Annotated in this window: 16 protein-coding genes; 14 read left to right on the top strand and 2 right to left on the bottom strand. The window is 49.4% G+C overall.

Going from position 1 to position 16,465, the window contains the following annotated elements:
• Nucleotides 1-14: 14 nt before the first annotated feature.
• Nucleotides 15-1,661, top strand: a complete 1,647-nt coding sequence (locus tag WS_RS10040) for a sensor histidine kinase (RefSeq protein WP_011139907.1) — start codon at nt 15-17, stop codon at nt 1,659-1,661.
• Nucleotides 1,662-1,687: 26 nt separating this feature from the next.
• A complete protein-coding gene (gene luxS, locus WS_RS10035; protein ID WP_011139906.1) occupies nt 1,688-2,179 on the top strand; it encodes an S-ribosylhomocysteine lyase in 492 nt (163 codons plus the stop codon).
• A gap of 1 nt (nt 2,180) precedes the next feature.
• Here the strand turns inward: luxS and WS_RS10030 are convergent, their stop codons facing one another.
• Together WS_RS10030 and glnA are read right to left on the bottom strand one after the other, a co-directional pair.
• Nucleotides 2,181-2,942 (bottom strand): SDR family oxidoreductase, encoded by a 762-nt coding sequence (locus tag WS_RS10030; protein WP_011139905.1) that lies wholly within the window; start codon nt 2,940-2,942, stop codon nt 2,181-2,183.
• A gap of 107 nt (nt 2,943-3,049) precedes the next feature.
• Complete coding sequence (gene glnA / locus WS_RS10025) at nt 3,050-4,477, bottom strand: type I glutamate--ammonia ligase (RefSeq protein ID WP_049770685.1); 1,428 nt, start codon at nt 4,475-4,477, stop codon at nt 3,050-3,052.
• 212 nt (nt 4,478-4,689) lie between these two features.
• On the opposite strand from glnA, the gene WS_RS10020 reads away from it, so the two are divergent.
• The 12 genes from WS_RS10020 to WS_RS09965 all read left to right on the top strand — a co-directional run bounded on the left by WS_RS10020 (nt 4,690) and on the right by WS_RS09965 (nt 16,462).
• The gene (locus WS_RS10020; protein WP_011139903.1) at nt 4,690-5,430 is read left to right on the top strand and encodes a hypothetical protein; all 741 of its coding nucleotides are present in this window, start codon (nt 4,690-4,692) and stop codon (nt 5,428-5,430) included.
• Nucleotides 5,430-6,701: a peptidase U32 family protein gene (locus tag WS_RS10015; RefSeq protein WP_041572261.1), complete on the top strand. Its 1,272-nt coding sequence runs from the start codon at nt 5,430-5,432 to the stop codon at nt 6,699-6,701. The genes WS_RS10020 and WS_RS10015 overlap by 1 nt, the downstream gene beginning before the upstream one ends.
• 2 nt (nt 6,702-6,703) lie before the next feature.
• On the top strand, nt 6,704-7,198 hold the full coding sequence (gene purE, locus WS_RS10010) for a 5-(carboxyamino)imidazole ribonucleotide mutase (protein ID WP_011139901.1): 495 nt from the start codon (nt 6,704-6,706) through the stop codon (nt 7,196-7,198).
• 32 nt (nt 7,199-7,230) lie between these two features.
• Nucleotides 7,231-7,719 (top strand): DUF3972 domain-containing protein, encoded by a 489-nt coding sequence (locus WS_RS10005; protein WP_011139900.1) that lies wholly within the window; start codon nt 7,231-7,233, stop codon nt 7,717-7,719.
• Complete coding sequence (locus WS_RS10000; protein WP_011139899.1) at nt 7,703-8,578, top strand: damage-control phosphatase ARMT1 family protein; 876 nt, start codon at nt 7,703-7,705, stop codon at nt 8,576-8,578. The genes WS_RS10005 and WS_RS10000 overlap by 17 nt, the downstream gene beginning before the upstream one ends.
• A 37-nt stretch (nt 8,579-8,615) precedes the next feature.
• Complete coding sequence (glyQ, locus tag WS_RS09995; protein ID WP_011139898.1) at nt 8,616-9,497, top strand: glycine--tRNA ligase subunit alpha; 882 nt, start codon at nt 8,616-8,618, stop codon at nt 9,495-9,497.
• The gene (locus tag WS_RS10890; protein WP_011139897.1) at nt 9,481-10,854 is read left to right on the top strand and encodes a Nif3-like dinuclear metal center hexameric protein; all 1,374 of its coding nucleotides are present in this window, start codon (nt 9,481-9,483) and stop codon (nt 10,852-10,854) included. Before glyQ ends, WS_RS10890 begins: the two co-directional genes overlap by 17 nt.
• 11 nt (nt 10,855-10,865) lie before the next feature.
• Entirely contained in the window at nt 10,866-12,068 is a 1,203-nt protein-coding gene (gene waaA, locus WS_RS09985; RefSeq protein WP_011139896.1) for a lipid IV(A) 3-deoxy-D-manno-octulosonic acid transferase, read from the top strand.
• Nucleotides 12,052-12,786, top strand: coding sequence for a pseudouridine synthase family protein (locus WS_RS09980; protein ID WP_011139895.1), 735 nt, complete (start codon nt 12,052-12,054; stop codon nt 12,784-12,786). The genes waaA and WS_RS09980 overlap by 17 nt, the downstream gene beginning before the upstream one ends.
• A gap of 69 nt (nt 12,787-12,855) precedes the next feature.
• Entirely contained in the window at nt 12,856-14,448 is a 1,593-nt protein-coding gene (locus WS_RS11260; protein ID WP_011139894.1) for a methyl-accepting chemotaxis protein, read from the top strand.
• A gap of 6 nt (nt 14,449-14,454) precedes the next feature.
• Nucleotides 14,455-16,176 (top strand): SpoIIE family protein phosphatase, encoded by a 1,722-nt coding sequence (locus WS_RS09970; RefSeq protein ID WP_011139893.1) that lies wholly within the window; start codon nt 14,455-14,457, stop codon nt 16,174-16,176.
• The gene (locus tag WS_RS09965) at nt 16,163-16,462 is read left to right on the top strand and encodes a hypothetical protein (protein ID WP_011139892.1); all 300 of its coding nucleotides are present in this window, start codon (nt 16,163-16,165) and stop codon (nt 16,460-16,462) included. The genes WS_RS09970 and WS_RS09965 overlap by 14 nt, the downstream gene beginning before the upstream one ends.
• Nucleotides 16,463-16,465 lie beyond the last annotated feature (3 nt).

Genomic DNA, 16,465 nt, shown 5'->3' with positions numbered 1-16,465 from the left:
CAAAGGGCGTGCGGATGAATGTCTCGTTGTTGCTGAACAGCTACAAGAATCGCATTGCCCTGATTATCTTCTTCTCTTTCCTCCCCTTTTTTGCCCTCGATTTTTATAAAAATTGGAACGCCCGCCAAAGCGCCAAAGATCGCGTGGTTGAAAAGACGGTGCTCTATGTTGATACGCTGGCCAAAGCACATGAGACGATGCTCTTTTCCGCCCAAAAAGAGATGACGCTACTCTCGAAGATCGAAGCGATTAAAGAGGCGAGAAACCCTGAGTGTCGAGAGCTTTTGCGTGAATTTAAAGCCCTCTCCTCTGCCTATGTCAATCTAGGGGTAGCCAACGCTCAAGGAGAGTTGATCTGCTCCCTTATGCCCCTTCAAAAAGTCTCTCAAGAGGCGATGGCGGTGATGAAAAAAGCTCAAAAAGAGGGACGATTCGTCTCAGGGGATGCGGTGGTCTCCTCTAATCATCAGCGCCCTATCATTCCTTTTGCCCTTCCGCTAGAGCCCGCTAAAGGTGAGGATTCTTGGGTTTTGATGGGGGGAGGGAGCTTGGAGTGGTTCAATGAGAGATCAATGAGGCAAAATCTGAGCGAGCACTCCTCTCTCTATATTGTCGATTCCAAGGAGAGTGTTATTGGGGTCTATCCTTATGATGCGACCCTGCTTGGCAAGCCTTTGGGTGAGAAGGGTAACTGGGAGAGCCTCAAAAGAGGTGTCTTAAGCGAGGGAATAGGGTGGCTCGAGGGGAGAAGCTCCAAGGGGGATCGCCTGATTCTTTTTTTGGAAAATTCACAAGGTCTTGAGATTATTGCTATTTTAGACGCCAAGGCGATTGAGCTTGAGGCGAGCCGTTTTTTTTGGCAGAGTTTTGGCTTTTTGGTGGCAATGATTCTAGTGGCGTTTGGTTTAGCCGCTTTCACCGCCAAGGAGTTGATTCTTAAAGAGGTCAACGCCCTTTTTAGACTCACCATCAGTCAGTCAAAATACACGGCCACTTCGGAGCTCCTAAGCAGTATCGCCCATCAATGGCGACAGCCCCTTAATGGTCTTGGACTTCAGATCGCTTTGCTCAAAGATTCACTAGAGAGCGGGAGTGGCAACGCCAAAGAGTGGTTGGGGTATCTAAACTCAATGGAACGTTCCATCCACTCTCTCTCAGAGACCATCTCCAAATTCTCTAGCTTTTTTAAAAAAGAGCGGACTAAAGAGCGTTTCATGCTTCAAGAGGCGATAAGAGAAGCCTTCTCCTTCTTGGAGAACTCTCTTTTGGCAGGGAAGATTCAAAAAGAGATTCGCGGGGAGGAGATTGTGCTCATGCAGCACAAAAAAGAGCTCATCCAAAATCTTCTGAGTCTTTTTCAGAATTCAATTGAGGCGTTTGAGGGAATCAAAGAGGGGTCGGAGCCTAAGCGAATCGAAGTGGAGACAAGACGCCTTAAGCAAAAGGCGCTCATCATCATTCGTGATAATGCAGGTGGAATTGATGAGGAGATGGTGGAGAAGATCTTCCAGCCCTATTCGACGACCAAGTTTCAGGGCGAAGGGGTGGGGCTGTCGCTTTTTATGGTCAAAAGTATTTTAGAACGCGAGATGGGGGGCTCCATCCATGCGAGGAACATCGCGGGCGGGGCGGAGTTCACCCTTGAGCTACCTGCGCTATAATGCGCGTCAAAAAAGGAGCCTAGAATATGCCATTACTAGATAGCTTTAAAGTGGATCACACCAAAATGCCCGCCCCTGCGGTTCGGCTAGCCAAAACTATGACCACCCCCAAAGGGGATGAGATCGCGGTTTTTGACCTTCGATTTTGTCGTCCCAATCAGGAGATTTTGAGCGAAAAAGGAATCCATACGCTTGAGCATCTTTTCGCTGGATTCATGAGAGAGCACCTCAATGGAGAAGGAATTGAGATTATCGATATTTCACCCATGGGTTGCCGAACGGGCTTCTACATGAGTCTTATTGGGGTGCCCAAGAACGCTAGAGTCCTGGAGGCATGGAGGAGATCAATGGAAGATATTCTGACGCTAAAGAGCGAGGAGGAGATTCCTGAGCTCAACATCTACCAGTGCGGCACCGCCTGCATGCACTCGCTCAAAGAGGCGCAAGAGATCGCGCGAACTGTTCTTGATCGAGGAATCTCCATCATGGATAATGAGGCGCTCAAGCTCCAGCTCTAATTCACTCTTTCACGGGGGTGATGGTCGTGCGGCCAAAGCTTTGGCAAAGCGGCATCACCTCAATTTCATTCACATTAATCCGCTCAGGGAGCGAGACTAGATAGAGAATGGTCGCGGCAATATCTTCAGGAGTGAGAGGCTCGATTCCTTCATAGACCTTTTTGGCGCGCTCTTCATCGCCCTTGAAACGCACAAGAGAGAATTCGCTCTCCGCCATTCCGGGCTTAAGAGTGGTGACCCTGATTCTCTTGCCTGCTAAGTCGCATCGAAGATTGCGTGAAAACTGCTCGATGAAAGCTTTGGTCGCTCCATAGACGTTTCCACCTGCATAAGGCCAGTTGCCCGCGATGGAGCCAATATTGATGATGTAGCCGCAGTTGCGCTCCACCATCTGAGGAAGAATCGCGCGCGTGCAATAGAGCACCCCTTTAATATTGGTGTCCACCATCCTCTCCCAATCCTCCAAATCGCACTCCCATGCCCCCTCTAGCCCTAGTGCTAGCCCTGCGTTGTTGATGAGAAGATCAATCGCAGAGAAGGAATCAGGAAGAGAATCGATCGCTTTAGAGACATCCGCCTGATGGCGCACATCCAGCTCCAGAGGATAGACCTCGGTGAGGGCTTGAAGCTCTTCTTGGAGATGAGTGAGTCTCTCAAGACGGCGAGCCGCTAGAATCAAGCGATAGTGAGGAGCCAAAAGCCTTGCGCTTGCCTCTCCAAAGCCAGAGGAGGCACCAGTGATAAGGGCAACGGGTTTCATCATGGTAAGACCTTTTTAAGGGGTGAAGTTACAGGGAGGTTAAAACAGAGGATTATACCCAAAGAGGAGGAAGAGGCCTCTTTGGGTCAAAAGGTGTGAAAGGGGAAAAATTAGCAAGAGTAGGTAGAGATGAACTCAAAAGGATGGGGTCTTGCTTCCCATGGCCAAATTTCAGTCTCAAACTTATAGGCTTTATAGGTTTGAAGGAAATCCTCAGAGAATACATCGCCTTTTTTGAGATAATCTTTGTCCGCGAGCATATTTTCAACAGCGCTTCGCAAAGTGTGGGGCATCTGCTTGATTCCCTTCTCTCTGATTTCGTCCAAAGAGAGCTCAAAGAGATCCATTTCCATAGGCTCTCCAGGGTTGGCTTTGGTCTGGATGCCATCGATTCCTGCCATAAGAAGTGCTGAGAAAGCGAGGTAGGGGTTGGCCGAGCTATCGGGGAATCGGAACTCAACACGCTTGGCTTTGGCGCCTTGAACGTAGGGGATTCTCACGCTAGCGCTTCGGTTTTGAGCGGAGTAGGTGAGAATGCTGGGTGCTTCAAAGCCAGGGATAAGTCGCTTGTAGGAGTTGGTGGAGGCGTTAGTGAAAGCCGCCGCACTCTTGGCATGGTTGAGGACGCCCCCTACAAAGTGAAGAGCGGTTTCGCTTAGGCCTTGGTAGGCATCGCCAGCGAAGGTGTTTTCGCCCTTGTTCCAGATGCTGATGTGGGTGTGCATACCGCTACCATTGTCTCCATAGAGGGGCTTGGGCATGAAAGTGGCGGTTTTACCATTCATGTGAGCGACCATCTTGACAACATATTTGAGCTTTTGGACATTGTCAGCAGCCTTGATGAGATCTCCAAATCGAACTCCGATCTCGCCTTGCCCTTGGGCTACTTCGTGGTGAACCACGAATGTCTCTAGGCCGACTTGATTGAGGACTTTGACCATTTCAGCGCGGATGTCAACCATAGAATCAACGGGAGCAACGGGGAAATAGCCACCCTTGGTTCCAGGTCGGTGTCCGAGGTTGTAACCATTCTCATAGGCGCGATTGCTGTTCCATGTACCCTCTTCAACATCCACTTCGTAGGATTGGCAGTTGATGGAATCTTGGATTTTGATGGAGTCAAATACAAAAAACTCATTCTCAGGTCCAAAGTAAGCTACATCACCAAGACCAGTGCTTTCGAGGTATTTAAGCGCTTTTTTGGCGATACTTCGGGGGCATTTCTCGTAGGGTTGATTTTTGTAAATATCCCAAACATCACAGAATACGACCACGGTGGTGTCCGCTGTGAAGGGGTCGAGGAAGTAGGAGACAGGATCGGGGATGAGTTGCATATCCGATCGGTTGATGGGCTGCCATGCAGGGATGGAGCTACCATCAAAAGGAAGACCATTGAAGCTCTCCTCATCAATTGAGGCCATGGAGTAGCTCACATGATGCCACACTCCCTTGATGTCGGTGAAGCGGAAATCCACAAACTCCACTTCATTTTCCTGACAAAAACGGAAAAACTCTTTCACTTTGGATTGATCAGCCATGTCTTTTCTCCTTGAATGGGATGATGATTGTCTTATCGAAAATGTAAACTGATGCGGGCATTTTAACACAGCAACCTTTGGAAGCCCCACGCGGGGTTGCCTATTTTTTATACAATTTTGTAGCTCCCTCTGAAGCGGTGAGGTTTTATCTAAAATATAATAAAAAACCTCTATAATGAGGGCTCTTAATAAGCCACTCCCGGGAGAGCACCATGACACAGGAAGAGCTAGATTCCCTGTTGATGTCCGAAGAGTTCAGCACTGATGAAGAGACACCCCTTGTGAGCGATGAGCTCGACTTGGGGGCGCTAACCTCTCCTTCAGATGGACAAGGGGAACCCCTCGCGCTAGAAGAATCGGATGAGGAAGAGTACGATTCTTCAGGTTATCGCCTGACCGCCAATAGAGCGTGGCCGCCCCCTCCCCCCACCGAAGACCACAAAGTGGTCTATCAGCTCGATGACGTGACTCGTGATTCCGAGGTGAAGGCCAATGAGGTGTTTGATAAGCTAGAGAACGTCAGCAACGAAGCCATGAGCATCGAGAGTGACGCCAATGAGCTAAAGAAATTCCTCAAGAATCAAAAAGAGTTGCTTGAGAAGCTCAACGAGAAGTTTCCTATGATTGAGGCGTTCAAGGTGGGACTTGGGAACATCGAAGAGGCCAATGTTAGGCTTGAATCGATCATCAACTCTTCGCTCAATGCGGGAGATGCGGTAATGAGTGCGATGGATATCATGCAGTATCAAGATATTCATCGCCAAAAGATTGAACGGGTCATCAATGTCATGCGAGCGCTCTCTAAATACATGAACTCCCTCTTTGAGGGCAAGCTGGACGATACAAAGCGCGTCTCCTCTGCCACTCATATCCATGGCGACACCTCCACGGAAGATGTGGTGAATGAAGATGATATTGAGGCGCTCATCGCCTCTTTTGGGAAGAGCAGTTGATCCAAAGAGCCGAACTTCTCTCACCCGCGGGCAATTTTGAAAAGCTGAAGATTGCCATAGAGTATGGGGCGGATGCGGTCTATGGAGGGGTGAGTCACTTCTCCTTGCGTAATCGTTCTGGTAAAGAGTTTGATATTGAGAGCTTTTCAGAGGGGATTGCTTACGCTCATGAGCGCGGGAAGCGCGTCTATGTGACGATCAACGGATTCCCTTTCAATTCTCAGCTAAAGCTTTTAGAGCGCCACATTGCCCAAATGGCAGAGCTTGGGCCTGATGCCTTTATCGTGGCTGCTCCTGGCGTGATTAAGATGGCCAAGCGCGTAGCCCCTCAAATCCCCTTGCACCTCTCCACTCAGGCCAATGTGCTCAATGTGATGGACGCAGAGGTCTTTTATGAGATGGGCGTGAAACGCATCGTTGCAGCCAGGGAGATGAGTCTCAAGGATGCCCAAGAGATCAAGCGTGCTCTCCCCGATCTAGAGATTGAGATTTTCATCCATGGGAGTATGTGCTTTGCCTTTTCGGGAAGATGCCTCATTAGCGCTCTCCAACACGGCCGCGTTCCTAATCGAGGGAGTTGCGCCAATGACTGCCGCTTTGATTATGAATACTATGTCAAGAATCCCGATACGGGCGTGATGCTCCGTCTAGAAGAAGAAGAGGGTGTGGGGACGCACATCTTTAATGCCAAAGACCTTAATCTCTCCTCTCACATAGGAGAGATACTAGAGACAGGAGCGATCAGTGCTCTCAAGATCGAGGGGCGGACAAAATCCAACTACTACGCAGGAATCACCGCGCGCACCTACAGGAAAGCGATTGATGATTTTTACGCGGGCTGCTTTAGGAGTGAGCTTTATGGAGCGGAGCTTGATACATTGAAGAATCGAGGCTTCACCGATGGCTACCTGATTCATCGTCCTTTTCAGCGCCTAGACACCCAAAATCACGAAACCGCTATCAGCGAGGGAAGTTTTCAGGTGAGTGGCGAGGTGAGAGAGGATGGGCGCACCTTCTTTTGTAAATTCACGATCAAGCCTAGCGAAGAGCATGAGATTGTCGTCCCATTAGGGGCTAGAGTCTCACCCTCTAAAAGTGAGATCGGCGAGATTTATGAGCGTGAGGGGCGATTCTTTATCTCCTTTGACAAGATTTTGACAGAGAGTGGCAAAGAGCTCCCCGCGGTCCACAGCGGCAACACCAATGCGATCTGTTTGCCAAGCGCTCTTCCGCCGTTTAGTTTCTTAAGAATCCAAGAGGAGGTAGTTTAAGCATGCAGTTTGTGTCGATTCTAATGGGCAGTAAGTCCGATGCCGAGGTGATGAGAGAGTGTGCGGAGATTTTCAAAAAATTTGATGTTCCCTATGAGATGATCATCAGCTCCGCCCACCGAAGTCCTGTGCGCACCAAAGAGTATGTGCTGGAAGCTGAGGCCAGGGGAGCAAAAGTCTTTATCGCTGCTGCGGGCATGGCGGCTCACTTGGCGGGAGCCATCTCCTCTATGACCACCAAGCCCGTGATTGGTGTGCCCATGGGCGGAGGGACGCTTGGAGGATTGGATGCGCTACTCTCCACCGTCCAAATGCCCTCAGGGATGCCCGTGGGAACAGTCGCTATTGGAAAGACAGGAGCAGTGAATAGTGCCTATTTGGCGATGCAGATTTTGGCCCTTGGCAATGATGAGCTAGCGGGCAAACTCAAAGAGGATCGCGTGATGAAGGCCAAAAATGTGGAGCTTGATTCCGCAGAGATTGAGGTTTTGCTCTAGAGCAACCAAGCAGAGGGCGAGGGGGTTAGAAGATGGATACATGGTTAGAGATCGAAGAGTTTTGTCGTGTGACCAATCTCTCTCGCGAGCGCGTGGAAGAGATGGCCAAAGAGGGAACGCTTAGGAGCAAAACCCAAGAGGGAAAGACGCTCATTGAGGCTTCCAGTGGCGCTAACGCCGTCATTTCTAAGGTTGAAACCAGTGTAATCTCTGCCGCCTCGGCTCCCTTAGACACCACCTTTGTGGAGAAGACTATCGGGACGATTCTAAGCCTGCACGAAAAGGTGCTAGAGGCCAAGGATGAGTCGATAGGCTCTCTCAAAGGGGAGAATCAATTCCTCAAAGAGGCGCTCTTTTCGATGCAAGATGTCTACGATGAGGACAAAAAAACGATCCAAGCGCTCCGTGAACAGCTCAAAATCGCCCAAGAGGAGATTGAGTTCATGAGGCGCAAATACAAGCTCATGTGGGGAAAAGTGGCCGATCTCAGTCCAAAGGGGGCGGGTGAAGGCAAGGAGTGAGTGTTTCATCTGTCTGCTCAAACAGGCGCACGCTACGGCCAAAATCGCAGGCAAGAACGAAGAAGAGACCAAAGGGGTTGTTCTAAGCGTCGCTTCGATTCTCCACTCTCTAGACCCTGAAGGAACACCTCCGCTTTTAGCGGTCGAGGTGTATGAGAGGATAGGAGAGATGCTTAATGAGAGCGATCCTTATGCCGCCATCAAGGCGCACTCCATAAAGATTGCCAGAGAGATGGTAGCGCGCTTGGGTGAGATTCCTGAGGAGCTCTCTCCTTGCGAGCGCCTAGCGATGGCGCTCAAAATCGCGGTGCTTGGAAATGTGATTGATTATGGGGCACAGGAGAGCTTTTGTGTCCAAGAGGAATCCAAGACTCTCTTTGAGACCCCTTGGGCCAAGGAGGCGATTGCGCTCTTTTATGAGCAGCTTTTAGGCGCCAAACGAATCGTCTATCTAGGCGATAATGCAGGGGAGAATATTTTTGATAGAGTTCTTCTTGGCGAAATGAAGCGCCTCAATCCCCAAGCCTCCATTCACTATTTCACAAGAGGACGAGCCATCATTAACGACCTCACCTATGAGGAGGCCAAAGGATGCGAGATGGAATCGCTCTGCACTTTGGTGGACAGCGGCGTTCCAAGTCCTGGGTTTATCTATGCGCTTGCCACCAAAGAGGCGCAGGGGCTTTATGATGAAGCTGATCTCATTCTCTCCAAGGGGATGGGGAATTTTGAGGTGCTCGAAGATTCTAAAGATCCACGCCTCTTTATGCTTTTTAAGGTCAAGTGCGAAGTGGTGGCAAAGCATTTAGGAATTCCCTTGGGAGGGTTGGTTTTTGCCCATTCACCCTCTCTTTTCTAAACAACCCAATATCCATTATCTCAAATAAAGGCCAGCCATGATTACATTCTCCGATCTTCTGCTAAAACTCCAGACATTCTGGAAAGAGCAAGGTTGTCTGATCGTCCAACCCTATGATATTCCTGCGGGTGCGGGGACTTTTCACCCTGCGACTCTTTTAAGGAGTCTTGATTCTAAGCCGTGGAGTGTCGCCTATGTTGCTCCAAGTCGCCGTCCCACCGATGGTCGATATGGTGAGAATCCCAACCGTCTAGGAAGCTACTACCAGTTTCAGGTGATCATCAAGCCTAGCCCCGACAATATCCAAGAGCTCTACCTCAAAAGCCTTGAATATCTTGGGCTCAACCTCAAAGAGCACGATATTCGGTTTGTAGAAGACAACTGGGAATCTCCAACGCTCGGTGCGTGGGGGCTTGGCTGGGAGGTTTGGCTCGATGGGATGGAGGTGACGCAGTTCACCTATTTTCAGCAGGTTGGCGGAATCGCTTGCGACCCTGTGGCGGTGGAGATCACTTATGGGACAGAGCGGCTAGCCATGTATCTGCAAGAGGTAGAGAATGTCTTTGATATAGAGTGGAGCCAAGGGGTAAGCTATGCGGATGTTCACTTAGAGGGCGAGTATGAGTTTTCTAAATACCACTTTGAGGTGGCGGATACGCAGCGCCTCTTGACTCTTTTTGAAGAGGCGCAAGGGGAATCAAAGCGTTGTCTTGAGGCGCTTCTGCCTCTGCCAGCGTATGATTGGACGATGCTATCAAGCCATATGTTCAATGTCCTTGACGCTAGGAAGGCGATTTCAGCCACGGAGCGACAAAACTACATCCTCAAAATTCGAGAGCTTGCCAAAGGGTGCGCGGAGCTCTACAAGGGCCAAGAAGAGGAGCGAGAAGCGAGGCTAGCGCGTGCCAAAAATCGCTGAGGTTCTGGGGTTTTTAGAGGAGATCTCTCCTCTTGCACTCCAAGAACCATGGGATAACAGTGGACTTTTGGTGGGCTCTGGGGGCGAGGAGGTCAACTCTATTTATGTAGCGCTAGAGGCCACACTAAAGCTAGTGGAATCGCTTCCCCCTCACTCTCTCCTCATCACTCACCACCCGCTTCTTTTTAAGCCCCTCAAGGCGCTTCTTTGGGAGGAGTACCCCGCCAATATTTTGAGAGCCCTCATCCAAAAGAATCTCTCCCTCATCGCTCTCCACACGAACTTTGACCAGACGCATCTAGGGCGTTATGTCGCTTCGGAGGTTTTGGGATTTTCGGGCGTGGAGATGGAGGGATATGTGGGCTATTTCCCTCTCAAGATGAGCACCCATGAGCTCGCCTCTCATCTCAAAAGAGCCTTGGGATTAGAAAGAATCGCCACAGTGGGCCAAGAGCGCTACTTGGAGCGCGGAGCCATCATCACAGGAAGCGGAGGCTCTCTAGCTCCCTCCATCAAGGCCGATGCTCTCTTGACAGGGGACATCAAATATCATGACGCGATGATTGCCAAGAGCCTAGGGATTAACCTCTTTGACATCGGGCATTATGAAAGTGAGCGATTTTTCGGGGAGATTCTCGCTTCCGTTTTGAAAAAACATCTAAACCACTTGATCGAAATCGCCAACATCGATAAAGAGATCGATTCTTTTGAGCCAAGAATCACCAAAATCCGCGAGGAGCTCAATAAGGTGCTCGCCAAAAAAGAGGAGCTCACCAAAGAGATCGCCATCCTAGGGGATGACAGGCGAGACATTGAGCTAAAGACTCAAAAGAATGAACTCCACCTTGAAGAGCTCTCCAGCAAACTTGAAGAGATCGCCAAGAAGGGCAAAGCGATCAAGACCGAGAAAGAGATGAAAGCGCTTAGCCTCGAAGAGGAGATTGCCAAAGAGCAGGTCACCTTTGCCAATGAAGAGATTGCGCGCCTAGAGAAGCTCAAAGAGAGCAAAGAGGAGGAGATCAAAGGCTATGAAGAGCAGATTTCTATCCTGAGTGAAGAGCAAAAGAACATTGAACAGGCGGTGCAGAGCCAAGTTGAAGAGATTGAAGCGGAGCGCACCAAGGTCTTCAAGGCCAAAGAGGCGCTCGTGGTAAAGATGGATCAAAAGATCATCGCTTTCTATGAGAAGATCCGTAAATGGGCGAAAAACGCGAGCGTTGTTCCTGTACGAAAGCAGGCTTGCGGAGGGTGCTTTATCAAAATCAATGATAAAATCTATGCCGAAGTGATCAAGAGCGAAGATATTGTCACTTGCCCTCACTGCGGCCGAATCCTCTACGCTGAGATTCAAGCCTAAGAGATCATTGGATGGGAAAGCCTCTTTTTAGAGGATTTTACAAGGGGCTTTCCCTCCTCTTGTATCTTCTATCTCTCCCCTTTCTTCTCTTTCTTATCACTAAACCTAAATACCGTCGCTCTATCCCCGCGCGCTTTTTTCTTTTCAAAAACCCTAGGATTAAAGAGTGTGATGTTTGGATACACGCCTGCTCTTTGGGCGAGGTGAAGTCGCTAGAACCCCTCATGCGTGAGCTTCGGGGCGAGCGAGTGCTCCTTAGCGTCATCACAGCGACAGGCTTGGATGAGGCCAAGAGGCTCTACCCTTGGGCGAGGGTCACCTTTTTGCCTTTTGAGCCCTTTTTGGGTTTTTGGGCACCTAGGTGCAAGAGCTTGGTGGTGGTGGAGGCGGAACTCTGGTTTTCACTCTTTGAATCGGCTAAGAAAAAAGGAGCCAAAACGATGCTCCTCAACGCTCGAATCTCCGATCGCTCCTATCCTCGCTATCTTCGATTCCGCTTCTTTTACGAGAGGCTTTTTGAGTGGGTCGATGAGCTTTTTGCCCAAAGAGAAGAGGATAGAGAGCGACTCTTGGCTTTGGGCGCCAAAGAGGTGAGTGTGAAGGGGAATCTAAAGCTCCTCTCCACTCCTGTTCCCAAGCAGCTCCTTCCCAAGCCTCCCAAGCCTCTTATCGTGGCGGCGAGTACGCACGAGGGCGAAGAGGAGATGATCCTTGAGGCGGTGGCCTCTTTGAGCTACCCCTTTTATCTAGCGATCGTTCCTAGGCACCCTGAGCGATTTGATTCGGTTTGGAAGCTTCTAGAGCGATGGAGTGCGCGGGAGAATCGAAGCATCATTCGGCGAAGCCAGCAGAGCCAGTGGTGGAGTGCTGAGGTGACTTTAGTCGATTCCATGGGAGAGCTTATCGATCTTTATGCCATAGCCGAGGGAGTGATCTTGGGTGGGGCATTTGTTCCTGTGGGGGGGCATAATCCGCTAGAGCCCGCCTACTTTGGTTGCAAAATTTTGAGCGGAATTCACATCCATAACCAGTTTGCTCTCTTTGAAAACATTGAGGGTTATTATTTGATGGAGCCTCGCGAGCTCTTGGAGTATCTAGAGCGTCTGCCTGCTCTCCCTCGCTCTTTTGTTAAGGGTGAAATGGGACCAAAGCCGCTACTTGATGCGATTCTTCACTATAAAAAGGAGTGTGAAATCGATGGAAAAAGCCTATAAGTTACTCAGCCACCAACAAAGAATCTCTCACCGAGAGGCAAAAATTCTCATTGATCGAGGGATGGTGAGCGTGGGGGGGATGAAGGTAAAGATCGCACGCGGACTTTTTCCTTTGGGGACAAAATTCTCCATCCAAGAGGCGCCTAAGCCCAAAATTTTGATGCAAGATGAGAATCTTTTAGCGATTGACAAACCCCCTTTTATCGCTTCTGAGGAGCTTCTCAAAGAGCACAAAGAGAAGGGGTGGACGCTCCTCCATCGACTGGACAAAGAGACGAGTGGGGTGATTTTGCTTGTCCAAGAGGGGAGCGAGTTTCAAAAGAGTGCCAAGGCGGAATTCAAGGCGCAGAAGGTCTATAAAGAGTATGTAGCGATTGTGGAGGGGATGATTCCTGAGGAGCGAGAGATCACCAAGCCTATCCTCACCACTAAGGGGCATTTTGCTAAAAGCAAAATTTCTAAAGAGGGGGAGAGCGCCTACACCAAGATCGAGCCCTTGGCCTATGAGGGGAAGCAGACCCAACTCAAAGTGATCATCAAGACGGGTCGAACGCATCAGATTCGAGTCCATTTAGCGAGCATCAACCATCCCATTATCGGAGATACACTCTATGGAGGGAAGAATGCGAAGCGGATTCTCCTCCACGCCAGAAAAATCGCTCTGCTGGGTTATGAGATCGAATCAACCCTTCCTAGGGAATTCTCTTTATTGAAATAGCCAATATAAAAATTATTTTAAAGAAATAATAATATAATCGAAGAAATTAGCCACAATAAGGGGTCGGGGGTGTTTCTGAAGTCTTTTCGTGCCAAGGCCATTTTCACGCTTTTTGTCTTTTTTTCCGTTGGAACCTTAGGGCTCTACCTCTTTCTCTCGCATGATTATGAGCGAATGTCCCAGAAAAATGCCAACAAGTCTCTTATGATGCTGAGTGATTCGATTTTTCAGACGCTAAGACTCAGCATGAACTTTGGTGATCGAGAGATTGTGGCAGGTGTGATTCATGACGCCAAGGGAATTGATGGGGTTAAATCTATAGAGGTTTATAAATCCGAAGAGGTGATCTCCTTTTTTGGGCTCAATGACACCTTTACCAATAAGCCCGAAATCAAGCAAATCTTTGAAAAAAAGAATCAAGAGATCAACGAGGTCTATGAGGGCAATGAACATCTCATCCGACTCCTTAAACCGCTCAAGGCGGATGAGAGTTGCCTCTCCTGTCATGCCACTTCCAAAGAGGGAGAGGTGCTTGGGGTGATGGACTTGGAGCTCTCTCTTAATGAGACCGACCATGAGATCATGAGCTCCAAACGCTCGATTCTCCTTTCGATGATCACGGCCGTAGTCTTTGGAATGCTTGGTCTTTGGATATTTTTCACCAAAGAGCTTATCACTCCGCTCAACAACCTTATCCTTATGGCATCGGATTTGGCGATGGGAGAGGGGGATCTCACGAAGCGCCTCAAAATCAAGAGCGAGGATGAGGTGGGGCGAGCTTCCAAGTTTATCAACACCTTTATCGAAAAGATTCAAAGCACCGTTGCCATCACCAAAGAGACCTCGGGGCAAAATCTTGATATGGGTAATGAGCTAAAGAAAAACTCCACTGTTTTGGCCAAGAACTCTAAAGAGCAGCTCGCTTTCATTGAATCGATAGAGACCCTCACCAAAGAGATCGGCCGAAATCTTGATATCACCGAGGAGTATGCCGTCTCCACCACCCAAGACCTCGATTTGACGCGTAAAACCTTAGAGGGCTTTGCTTCCCATCTCTCCGAAGTGGTTGAGATGATCGCTAGAGACAGCTCTAATCAGGGGCAGCTGGTGGAGAAAATTCACTCCCTTATCGCTCAGGCCAATCAGATCAAAGAGGTGCTCACCGTCATTGCCGATATCGCTGATCAGACGAATCTTCTTGCGCTCAACGCGGCCATTGAAGCGGCTAGAGCGGGGGAACATGGCCGAGGCTTTGCCGTGGTGGCCGATGAGGTGAGAAAGCTGGCCGAGCGCACTCAAAAGAGCCTGAGTGAGATTCGTGCCACCACCAATGTGATCACGCAGAGCATTGATGATGTGAGCGAGGAGATTAAAAATGCCTCCAGTGACATCATGGAGGTCTCTAATCGAGCCTCTACACTGATTGAGAGTGCCAATGAGACGCGAGAAAAGCTTGATCATACAATGGAGACCTCTTCTAGTGTCGTCCAGAAAAGCACCCTTATTGCCACACGCACCAAAGAGCTCATCGAGATGATGGGTCGAATCGTTCTGCTCTCTGAGGACACCAAAGAGGTGGGCGAGGGACTCGATCGTATTGCCAAAGGAATCGTGGATAAGACCATTGAGCTAGATAAAGAGCTATCGCGCTTCAAGGTCTAAGAGATTTTGGATAGTCGCACCGAGCTCAAAGAGATTGCTGGGGTCGCCAAGCGCCTTACGCTCCTTTATGTCGAGGATGACATTCCCACAAGACGCTTTTTAAAGCGGCGCTTGGAGGAGATATTTGGGGTGGTCGCAGAGGCCGCCAATGGCGAGGAAGGATTGAAGCGATTCCTTCAAGGAGGGATTGATCTCGTTATCTCAGATAATATCATGCCCTTTATGGATGGAATCGAGATGATTCGAGAGATTCGCCGTGTCGATACTAGGCTCCCCATCATCCTCACCACCGCCTTTATTGATACCGACTATCTGATGGAGGCGATCAATTTAGGGGTGACCCAATTTGTGGCCAAGCCCATCTCCATGGATCTTCTTCATAATGCCATCCAAATGGCCATCCAGCGGGTGGTGCTGGATAACCTGACCCGCAAAGCCAAAGAGCAGGAGATTGAACTGCTGCGCTTTCAAGATCGCTACCACTCCCTCCAGCAAGAATCAGCCAGACGCAAAGAGCGAAACCTCATCAAAAATGATCACTACCTCCAGACCATCCAAGGAAAAGAGGGAGAGGAGTGGGTGCTGGACGCGCTTCACCGTTCCTTGGAGATTTTGAGTGGGGATAGCTATTCGGTGCGAGGCCTAGATGAGGGGAGGGCGCTGCTTTTTATTGTGGATGGAATGGGCAAGGGACTCTCCGCCTCGGTCACCACCACCCTCTCTATCGCTTTTTTGAATTACCTCATCGATGAGAGAATCGCTCAAGGGGCGAGGGTGGAGCTTGGCTCTTTGGTGGGGGACTACTTACGCTTCATTCAAAAAGAGCTTCTTGAAGAGGAGATCATCAGCGCGGGATTTTACGACTTTGATTTCAAGAGAGAGCGCCTCTCTTACATTACTTTTGGAATGCCCTCCATGCTATGGGTTAATAGCCAAGGGGAGTGCGAGCGTATCAAATCCTCTTCGCCCCCGCTCATGAAATACTCCCTTCCGCCTTTGCCACAGGAGATATGCATCCAAGATTTGGAGAAGATTCTACTTTATAGCGATGGGCTTAATGAGGCTTTGCTGGATGAAGAGACGATCTATGGAGAGATTTTGGAGGAGGAGTTGCTTTGGAATCGATTCCTCTCGGAGATGAATCGACGCTTTAGGAGTCGAGTGAAAGATGTGGATGATGACATCACCGCCTTTTGGGTGCGAAGGGTCCCCCAAAATCCAAGCGCCTCACGCTCGTATGAGATCAAAAGCTCTCTTTTGGAGGTGCATCGACTCTCTGACACGATTGAAGAGGGGCTGGAGAGTTTTGGTATTTTTGACTTAGAGGCTTCCACTCGCTTTATGACCGCGTTAACGGAGATGCTCATGAATGCCTATGAACATGGGAGCCTAGGGGTGGAGAGACTCACCAAGGATCAATTGATTCAAGAGGGTTCTTATGATGAATATCTCGCCAAAGAATCGAAACCCCATCGGAGAATTCGCGTCCGATTGAGGCGTTATGAAGAGGGCGAAGCGACACTTTTGACTTGTGAGGTTGAGGATGAGGGGCGGGGGTTCGATACACAAACGCTCCTTCAGAATCTCCGTAATGAGCCAGAGACGCTCACAAGTGGCAGGGGTATTCGCCTCACCAAAGGCTTGGTGGATCATCTCTGTTTCAAAAAAGGAGGGCGCGTGTCGCAATTCACGGTGGTAGCTAGGGAGGCACTCTTTGGAAATCGCTAGGCTTAATGAAAAGACGCTTGTCATTAAAGGGAGCATCAAAAAAGAGATCGACTACCAAGAGATCAAGCGCCATGTTGCCCCCATGCTTGAGGGTGGAATCAAGAATCTAGAGATTAAGATTTTGGATGCTACGAGCATCACCTCTTCCGTGTTGGGCTATTTTTTGAAATTGATCCATAAAGATAAAATTGAATTGGTCATTGAGGTGGGAGATGATAGACTCTTTCGCCTTTTTCATGAGCTGAGCCTCGCAGAGGCTTTTCACCTCTCTTATTTAAATCTCTAAATC

The organism is Wolinella succinogenes DSM 1740, assembly GCF_000196135.1.
GTDB lineage: Bacteria > Campylobacterota > Campylobacteria > Campylobacterales > Helicobacteraceae > Wolinella > Wolinella succinogenes.
The sequence above is the reverse complement of the archived record's forward strand: the minus strand, read 5'-3'. Positions and strand labels throughout refer to the sequence as shown.